Here is a 10094-nt window from a genome sequence, read left to right as displayed (position 1 = left end):
CAGCCCGCCAGTGTGGCCTTGGGTCGCCCTTTGACCCAAGGGTGCATGCAGCGGGCTGCATCTCCTCGAAAAAATGCTTGCATTTTTGAGAAGCGTGTCGAACTTTTTCGACACGCTCAATCGCTCTGGAGCAATTCCAGAGCGATTTTTTTACCGAGCAGGCAGCCGGTGCTGGGTCTGATCCTTTCTCTTGCTGTACACGGTGGGGCCATAAATACACACAATGGCCAGGATGCCGAAAATGGCGGTCTGTACCAGGAAACCAAGATCCAAGGTCATCCGGGTGGTGGAGACCTCCGGGTGATCCGGGTTGTACCGGACAGGTATGCTCAGGCCCACCGCAATGTCTGTGGAGTCCTCCTGGTAGGTGCCTTGGTAGGTGGTGCCGTCCACCTGATACTCATAGCGAATCTCTGCGGGGGTGGGGTTGTTATTTGTGTCGTGCCCCTGAGACACTTCCACCACCTGGGCAGTGGTGGCGGGCCACTCGGTCTGTTCCCACTGGGTCTGAAAAGTACCGTATCCTGCCACCAGGGAGATGATGGCGTTGAGTACGGAAATGAAACCCACAAAAGTAATCACCTTGGAGAGAAATCCTCTGCCCTGGGTTTTGGGTTGGGTCTGTACATATTGTTGTTTTTTTCTATGTTTGCTCATGTTGATTCACCCCAAAATAATGACAGGGGAGCCCCCTGCCTTTTCAAATATCATACCTGACGGAAGGAGATGTGTCAACACTCAGCAAAATCCTCCAAACGATCCATATGGAACACAATGAAAACGCAATAAAATTTAGGTATACACTTGAAAAAATTGTGAGATATGATAAACTGGAAAGGACGAGCAGTTACGTCAAAGATCTTGAGGGAGGTAAAATATATTATGAAGGCTATGAAACATCGACGGGGGCTCAGTGCTGTGCTGGCTGGGCTGTTCCTCGTGGGATGTCTGCCTGTGAACACCTTGGCTGTGACCACAGGGGAGACAACCACACAGGAAGGGGCGGTCAGCTATGCAGCGCCCACCATCACCGGGGAGGGCCTGGTGACACCGGGGTGTCAGGTCACCGTCTCCTCGGATGTAGGAGGAAATGATGGACAGGCATCCGCCGACTACGCCGTGGACGGCATCACCAATGAGACCAACCAGTGGGCATCAGACGACATGAAAACCACTGGAGCAGGTCCCGAAGCAGACCAGACCCCCCAGTGGCTCACCGTGGATCTGGGTCAGGATTTCACAGAATCCGTGGAAATTGAGGCCGTCAAGCTGTGGTACAACATGAAGGTCTGGCCCATGAAGTATGAGATCCAGACCTCTGCGGTCAACGACCCGGATGGGGAGTGGACCACCCTGGCTCGGGTGGAACGTGCTCCCTTTGATGGAGCTGTGAAAAACGGCGAGGGTCAGAACATTGCCGATGAGACAGGCAACACCACCCCTGCCAGTGCTGCCAACATGGACACCATCACCGCAGACAGCAATCCCGCCCTGGTGGATGGTGCCGCTGTGGAGCGTTATGTGCGTTTCTATGTGGAGAAGGTGAACACCGCCGCCCCCGGCAACAATGTGTGCCTGCGGGAGATCCAGGTGTATGCCAAGGCTGTGGAGGAGCCGGAGGAGGAGCCCTGGAATCTGGCCCTCAACCGCCTGGTAACTGCCAGTGGTTCGGTGCAGGACACCGAACCTGGCAATGTGGTGGATGGATCCACCCAAACCCAGTGGAACTCCCCCGATCTGAAGAAATTCATTGCCACTGACACCTCCAGGGATAACGAGGCTCAGACCCCCCAGTGGGTCCAAATTGATCTGGGGGCCACCGGCTCCAAGCTCAGCTCTGTGAGCATCACCTATGTCAACAACAAGGTGTGGGCTATGGAGTACAAGGTGCAGACCACTGACACCCCCAATGACGAGACTTCCTGGGTGGATGTGGCTTATGTCAGCCGTCCCTCCGCCAACTCTACCTTGGCCAATGGTGCGGGTCAGAACATTGCAAATCCCGATACATATACCGACACCATCACCACCACCTCGAAGCCTGCCCTGACCAGGACTGAGCTGGGCCGGTATGTGCGTTTGTACATCCTCAAGACCAACGCCCAGGCTCCCGGCGGCAACAACGTCAACATCCGGGAGATTGCCATCATGGGCACCAACCCCAACATCTATCCCCCTGTGGATGTGGATGGGGAGATGAACAAGGTCACTGTGTCTGATCCTGCAACCGATGACACCAGTATCACCCTGCCCACCATCCCCGGCGGCGAGCTGGTGGTGCGGGGCAGTGAGCTGGAGAACGTGGTGGCCAACGACGGCACCATCAGCCAGTGGAACATCGGTGAGCGGGACGTCACCCTGCTGCTGCGCCTCACGGACAAGAGCGACAAGACCAGCTATGCTCAGAAGAATGTCACCGTCACGGTGCCCGACCACAAGGACAACTATCCGGCAGAGTGGTTCCCTGCTGTGACGGACCCCAACCCCAAGCCCCAGGTCATCCCCACCGTCCAGGAGTGGTACGGTTATGAGGGCAGCTTCACCCTCGCTTCTGACTCCAAGGTCATCCTCAACGATAAAGCCAATGTGGGCCTGAGGAAGGTGGCTGACAACCTGGTGGCGGATGTGAAAGAGATCTCCGGCATCACTCTGACTGTGGGGACTGGCAATGGTCCCACCGGTCCCCACGACATTTACATCGAATCCCTCACCAGCGATGAAAACAGCTACGATGTGGGGGACGAGGGCTATGTGATGGTCACCAATGATCAGGGCCTGCATATCTATGCTCCCACCTACACCGGCTGCCTGTACGGCACCATTACCGCCGAGCAGATCCTGTGGCAGGCGGAGGACCACGTGTCCATTCCCCAGGGAATCATGCGCGACTACCCCGCCTATGAGGTGCGTGGCCTGATGCTGGATGTGGCTCGTACTCCTTACCGTTACCAGCAGCTGAAAGATTACGCCAAGATCATGCTGTGGTACAAGATGAACGAGTTCCACCTCCACGTCAACGACAACGACAACTGCAACATCAGAGACGCCTCTTTTGAGACCCACTCCGGCTTCCACCGCCTGGAGAGCGAGAAGTTCCCCAGCCTGACCTCGGAGACCAAGCACGCAGGCGTCCCGGAGGACCTCATCAATTCCGACTACTACAACGACAATGAAGATTATCAGGGCAATCCCACCTACACCAAGAAGCAGTGGCGAGAACTGACCCAGATGTGTGAGGACATGGGAATGTATGTGCTCACCGAGCTGGATATGCCCGGTCACTCCCTGCTCTACAACAAGTACGCCCAGAAGAACCCGGACAACATCGACTGGCTGGAAGGCGGCACCAAGCTGAACGGCGGGACCGGCACCAAGGGGTATCTGGAACTGTTGGACCTGACTGGCCCCAACAGCCAACGTGCCCTCAAGTTTGCCTCCACCCTGTGGGATGAGTACACCCGTGGGAATGACCCGGTGGTGTCCGGCGACGTGGTGCACATCGGCGCCGACGAGTACTGGGTGCACAACACAGAGACCAACAACGCCTTTGCCAAGTTTGCCGACACCATGCGCCAGACCATCCAGAACAACCTGGGTGCGGACACCAAGATCCGTATGTGGGGCGCCGGTACCGGCAGCTTTGCCACGGCCCAGACGGCTCTGAACAAGACCGCTGAGGAGTTGGCAGCAGACTACCAGCTGGATATCTGGAGCAACTCCTATGACAAGGCCTCTGAGCGTGTGGCTGAGGGCTACCAGGTCATTAACTGCCGGGATGCCTTCCTGTACGCCAACCCCGGCCGCACAAACCGGGATGTGCCCAACGCCGAGTACCTGTTCTACGACTGGAACCCCACCATGTTTGGCGGCTCCAACCCCATGTTGGGTGAGCCCAACCTGATGGGCGCCAAGGGCGTGGTGTGGGGCGACCAGAGCCAGGAGGGTATGACGGAACTGGATATCCACCAGCGTGTGCTGCGCACCATCTCTATCCTCAGTGAGAAGACTTGGGGCGGCACCGATGACGAGGACACCTTCACCCAGTACGAGCTGCGTGCCGCCCGTCTGGCCGAAGGCCCCGGCACCCAGATCGCCATGGAGGTGGACAGCGCCAGCTCCCTGGTGCTGGACTACGACTTCCACAACGTCTCTGCCGACGACAGCAAGGTTTACGACGCCAGCGGCAACGGCTATGATGCCACCCTCACCGGCGGCACGGTGGCAGACGGCTGGCTCACCTTCGACGGCTCCACCCTTTTGGAGACCCCGCTCAAGACCCTGTCCTACCCCTACACCGTCTCCTTTGATTTGAAGCTCTCCGCCCAGGACGGTGAGGCCAACACCGCCGAATCCTCCCTGTTCTCCGGCTATGACGGCCGCATCCAGGTGGCAGGACACAACGGCAACCTGAGTGCGGATGTGAACTACTTCACCCGTGACTTTGGCTACCAGGTGCCCACCGACGGCACCGCTGTGAACGTCACCATCGTGGGGACCTTCCAGGCCACCCGTCTGTATGTGGACGGTGAGCTGGTGACCTTCCTCTCTCAGAAGCATGATCAGGACGGCGTGGCCCCCAATGCAGTGTCCACCCTGTACTCCTCTGTGCTGCTCCCTCTGGAGAAGATCGGCCAGGACTTCCACGGCCAGATGGCCAACCTGAAGGTGTACAACAAGGCTCTGTCTGTCCAGGAGGTAGCTGGCACCGATGACGGCAAGGTGAACGTGGCCCAGAATGCCTGGGTGGGCGGCGACTCCTACGAGAGCAGCGACGCCAACGGGCAGGACAATGGTGTACAGCGCACCCGCATCGCCATGAAGGCAGTGGACGGCGAGACCTTTACCAGCGACGACGACAATTCTTCTGAAATTTACTCCTACTGGCAGGGCGACCACGGGGACAGCTCCCTCACCGTGGACCTGGGCCAGGTATACACCATCTCCCAGGTGGATCTCCACTGGCGTGCCGACGGCATTGGCCGGGACATCAAAATCATGACCTCTCTGGACAGTAAAACCTGGACTGAGGCCAAAGTGGTCTCCGGTAACACCGCTGCCCGTCAGACCGTGACCCTGGACACTCCTGTGGAGGCCCGGTTTGTGAAGATGCAGGGCAACCAGGCCAGCGGCACCTACAAGCTCCAGGAGATGCTGGTGTATGAGCAGGTGGACAAGACCCAGCTGAACACCCAGCTGGCCGAGGCTGAGAAACTGGTGGCTGAGCGTGGTCTCACCTTTGAGGATCAGGGTTCCGAGCAAGAGCAGGCCCTGTTCCAGGCTGTGGTGCTGGCCCGTGCCCTCAAGAGCAGCCCCCTGGCCACCGCTTCTGAAGTGGCGCTGAGCGCTGCCGCTGTGGAGCAGGCCGTGAACGATCTGCCCGCTGAGCAGCCCGATCCGGATGAAGAAGTGACCGTTGTGACCGAAACCGACTCCCAGGTCACCGTGGACAATGCCCAGGAAGCGTTTGAAGGCGGCACCGTGGTGAAGGTGGAGAGTATCTCCGATGGCGAGATCTACCAGCGAGTGGAGAATGCCCTCAAGGACGTGGTTGCCTCCATGGATGACGTGGCCATTTTTGAGTTCACTGCCACCAAGGACGGCGTGGAAGTGAAGCCCACCGGCAACGTCCACGTCACGTTGGAGATTCCTGAAAATTTGACTGCCCACAACCTGAAGATGTATTATGTGGCGGTGAATGGCACCAAGGAAGAGGTCTCCATCACTGTGGATGAGGAAACCAACACTGTGACCGTAACCCTGCCTCACTTCAGCACCTATGTGCTGGTCAATGAGCGCACTGCTCCTGTGGTGGACAAGGCTGAGCTGGAGCAGGCCATTGCGGAAGCTGATAAGCTCCAGAAAGAGGACTACACTGCTGAGAGCTGGGAGGACTTCCAGAAGGCTCTGGCGGATGCCAAGGCCGTGGAGGAGGACTCCCAGGCCAGCCAGCAGCAGGTGGATGATGCTCTTGCTGCTCTGAAGGCTTCCATGGAGGCGCTGGAAGATGTGGTTCCCACAGTTCCGCCCACGGAAGGACCCACGGTCCCCCCCACGGAAGAACCCACAGTTCCGCCCACCGAAGCACCCACGGCCCAGCCCACCCAGCAGCCCGACCCAGACAACTCTCCGGCGGTGTCTCAGCCTCCTGCAACGGATGGTGTGCCGCCCACCGGAGACCAGAATAACATGACCCTGTGGATCAGCTTGCTGGTGGTGAGTGCCGTGGTGGTGGTTGCTATCATCATCTATCAAAGCAAGAACGCCAAGAAAAAGTAAATCCCACGCCTTGCAAAGCAGCCCATCCCAGTAGCGGGGATGGGCTGCTTTTTGCGTAATTTCAGGGAAGTGATGAGAAAAGAACTGGCATTTATGCCTGGAGTGTGATAATATACTATGATGCACCGGACTGTGTTCTGGGCAAATATAAAAATGAGGTGATGACCTTGTCCTTTTTGCAGGCAATCTTTATGGGCTTTGTCCAGGGAGTGGCAGAATTTCTGCCCATCTCCAGTTCCGGGCATCTGACCTTGCTCCAGCATTTCTTTCAAGCGGAAGAGGTGGATAACCTGTTCAACATCCTGCTGCACTTTGCGACCTTGATTGCGGTGTGTGTGGTGTATTGGAAAGACATTGTGGAGATGATCGTGGAGTTTTTCAAAGCCATTGGCTCCCTGTTTGGAGGCCACGGTTCCCGGGAATCCCGTCCTCCCGAGGCACGCCGCCTGGTGATGATGATTATTGTGGGCACCCTGCCCCTCTTTGTGGTGCTCCCCCTGGAGGGCGTGGTGGAGGGCCTGGGCAACTATCCCGCCGTCGTGTCTGTGATGCTCCTGCTCACCGGCTGCATCCTCTTCTTTTCTGACCGCTTGGGCGGCGGGCGCAAGACTGCCCGCACTGCCACGATGAAAGATGCGCTGCTGGTGGGCATTGCCCAGGGTGTGGCCACTATTCCCGGCATCTCCCGTTCCGGCAGCACCATTTCTGCTGGCCTGATGCTGGGCTTTAACCGTGAGTTCGCTGTGCGCTACTCCTTCCTGCTCTCTCTGCCCGCCGTGCTGGGTGCTACACTGCTCAAGGTAGTCAAGGCCTTTGGCGACAAGGGCATTGACACCAGCCTTCTGCCCAAGTACATCGTCGGCATGGTCGTGGCCGGTGTGGTGGGGTATTTCTCCATCCAGCTGGTGCGACTGCTGGCCAACAAAGGTAAGTTTGGAAACTTTGCATACTACTGCTGGTTCATGGGCATTGTCTCCCTGATTGCCGGCTTTATTGTACTCTGAGATTAGGAGGAAGCTATGGCTTCGACACAAAAGAAAACCACCCGAAGCGGCGGAAAACGAACATCCAGCAAATCTGCTGCTGCCAAAAATGCCGGGAAACGGAGTCCATCCAAGACCGGCAGAAAGAAGACTGCGTCAGCTGCGCCTTCCCTCCACAGAGAAATTGGGGGCGTGGTATGCCTGGTGCTGGCTTTTTTTGGCTCATTTGGATACTTTGGTGTTCGGGCCGCTTTCGTCGATCTGTTTTGTGATCTGCTGCGGGGGCTGTGCGGATATGGCTATTATCTGGCGCCCCCGGTGCTGCTGCTGTGTGGGTACATCCTGCTGTTTCACCGCCGCCGCCCGGTGCGGCTGCGCCTGACTTGTGCGCTGTTGCTTCCTGTGCTTTTTGGCGCCATCCTCCACCTGATTATCAGTGGAACCCGGTTTACCTGGGGCTGGAATCTGATGAGCCAGCTGTGGCAGACTGGGCTGCGCACCGGCTCCGGTGGTGTGCTGGGCGGTGTGATTGCCGTGTCCTTCCGCTATGCCTTCAGCCAGATTGGCGGGCTGGTGGTGCTGGTGCTGGCCGTCATTCCTGTCCTGCTCTATGCCTTTAACCGCACTCCCGTGGAGGTCTATCAGGATGTCCGTGGCTGGCTGGAGGAACGGGAAGAGAATCGGGCGCAGCAGTGGGAAGAGGAGGAAGAGATCCAGGAGGAGTATGTGGAGCCGGATCCCCCTGCCCCTCGGAAGAAGGGGAGAAAGGCGGATATTGACATCCCTGTGGATGGTGAGGTGATCCTGGAGAAGGAGCCTACCCGCCCCGTGACCACAGTGCGCAAGAAGAAGCTCTTTGACCGGGTGTCCAAGGTGCCCACCCCAGACCAGGTGCTTACGGATACGGTGGAGCCTATTCTGGAAGAAGAGGAGCCGGAATACGAGGATGTGCCGGAAATTTTCCCGGTGAGCGAATCTGTGGAGGAGAAGACGGCTGTGGCTCCCGTTGTGGAGCATCCAGCCACTCCTAAGGCCCAGCCCACCATGGAAAAGGTCACACACCAGGAGGCCCAACAGGCCCAGGCCCAGGTGGCCCAGGAGATCGAAGCTGGGATGGAGCAGGACACCGGCGTGTACCGCTATCCTCCCATATCCCTGCTGGCCGAGGGCAGTGGTATGGCCGCAGCTGCGGCCGGGGAGCTGCAAACCAACCAGCAGCGGCTGCAAGATGCCCTGGTGTCCTTCGGGGTGGATGCCCACATTGTCAACGTCACCCGAGGCCCCTCGGTGACCCGGTATGAGCTGGAGTTGGAGCAGGGTGTGAAGCTCAATAAGATCACCAATCTCTCCGATGACATTGCCTTGGCTCTGGGTGCCTCCGCCGTGCGTGTGGCACCCATCCCGGACAAGATCTCCACCGTGGGCATTGAGGTGCCAAACCGCCAGGTCAGCCCCGTGGCCATCCGGGATGTCATCGGTGACAAGGCTTTCACCGACAGCCCCTCCAAGGTCTCCTTTGCTGTGGGCAAGGACATTGGAGGCAACTGCGTGGTGGGTAACATTGCCAAGCTGCCCCACATGCTCATTGCCGGTACCACTGGTTCCGGTAAATCGGTGTGTACCAACTCCCTGATTATTTCGTTGCTGTATAAGGCCACCCCCGACGAGGTGCGCCTGATTATGGTTGACCCCAAGATGGTGGAGTTGGGGGTGTACAATGGCATTCCCCATCTGCTCATCCCTGTGGTTACCGATCCGAAAAAGGCCGCCGGAGCTCTGCAATGGGCGGTGTGCGAGATGATGAAGCGATATAAGGCATTCTCCGAGGTGGGAGCCAAGGACCTGGCCTCCTACAACAACCACGCCCGGAAAAGCGGGCGGGAGACCATGCCCCAGATCGTGGTGGTCATTGACGAGCTGGCCGACTTGATGCTGGTGGCTGCCAAAGAGGTGGAGGAATCCATCTGCCGGGTGGCTCAGATGGGCCGTGCCTCGGGTATGCACTTGGTGATTGCCACTCAGCGGCCCTCTGCCGATGTCATCACGGGTCTGATGAAGGCCAACATTCCCAGCCGTATCGCCTTTGCTGTGGCTTCCAGTTTGGAGTCTCGCATTATTTTGGACACCACCGGTGCTGAGAAGCTGGTGGGTAAAGGTGATATGCTTTACGCCCCGCTGGGTCAGGGAAAGCCCCAGCGTGTCCAGGGCTGCTTTATCTCCGAGGAGGAGGTGGCCCAGGTGGTGGCCTTCATCAAGCAGGGCGGCACCGCCCGCTATGACGAATCGGTGATGCACGAAATCGAGAAGCATGCCGAGGAGAAGGAGAAGGGAGCCAAGGGCGTGGGTGGCTCCGATCCCAATCAGAGCGGCGACTATGACGAGCTGCTTCCCGCCGCCATCGACGTGGTGCTGGAGGTGGGGCAGGCCTCTGTGTCCATGCTCCAGCGCCGCCTGAAGCTGGGCTATGGCCGAGCCGCCCGCCTGGTAGATCAGATGGAGGAGAAGGGCGTGGTGGGCCCCTTTGAGGGCTCCAAGCCCCGGCAGCTGCTCATCACCAAGGAGCAGTGGCAGGAGATGCAGTACCGCCAGGACATGGTGGACACAGCCCCTGAATCCTCTGAGCCTGTGCCTGAAGAGTTCCCTTACGAGGGGGACGCTGTGGAGCAGAGCCGGGATCTGCCGCCGTTTTAAGAAAAAAGCTGGACAGAACATGTGTTCTGTCCAGCTTTCAGACTGTCGAAAAACTTCCAAAACATCCCCGCATCTGGTAAAATGGTATCAGATGTGGGGGTGTGCTTTATGGAGCAATGGAGAAAAGATTCACGAAAAGAGGCC

The 10094-nt window shown here is 58.2% G+C and carries 4 protein-coding genes; 3 read left to right on the top strand and 1 reads right to left on the bottom strand.

Features of this window, described 5'->3' with window-relative positions:
• Positions 1-150: 150 nt before the first annotated feature.
• Positions 151-657, bottom strand: a complete 507-nt coding sequence (locus H9X86_RS11020) for a DUF3592 domain-containing protein (protein ID WP_204901571.1) — start codon at positions 655-657, stop codon at positions 151-153.
• Positions 658-882: 225 nt separating this feature from the next.
• Between H9X86_RS11020 and H9X86_RS11015 the strand changes: the two genes are divergently transcribed.
• The 3 genes from H9X86_RS11015 (at position 883) to H9X86_RS11005 (ending at position 9950) form a co-directional block, all read left to right on the top strand.
• Positions 883-6276, top strand: coding sequence for a family 20 glycosylhydrolase (locus H9X86_RS11015; RefSeq protein ID WP_204901570.1), 5394 nt, complete (start codon positions 883-885; stop codon positions 6274-6276).
• Between the two features lie 104 nt (positions 6277-6380).
• Positions 6381-7280 carry an undecaprenyl-diphosphate phosphatase gene (locus tag H9X86_RS11010; protein ID WP_346011466.1) on the top strand — a complete coding sequence of 300 codons (900 nt, stop codon included), beginning with the start codon at positions 6381-6383 and terminating at the stop codon, positions 7278-7280.
• Positions 7281-7295: 15 nt separating this feature from the next.
• Positions 7296-9950: an FtsK/SpoIIIE family DNA translocase gene (locus tag H9X86_RS11005; RefSeq protein WP_204901569.1), complete on the top strand. Its 2655-nt coding sequence runs from the start codon at positions 7296-7298 to the stop codon at positions 9948-9950.
• Positions 9951-10094 lie beyond the last annotated feature (144 nt).

The organism is Pseudoflavonifractor capillosus, assembly GCF_016902575.1.
GTDB lineage: Bacteria > Bacillota > Clostridia > Oscillospirales > Oscillospiraceae > Enterenecus > Enterenecus capillosus_A.
Note: the sequence above shows the minus strand (reverse complement) of the source record. Positions and strands in the feature narration are given on the sequence as shown.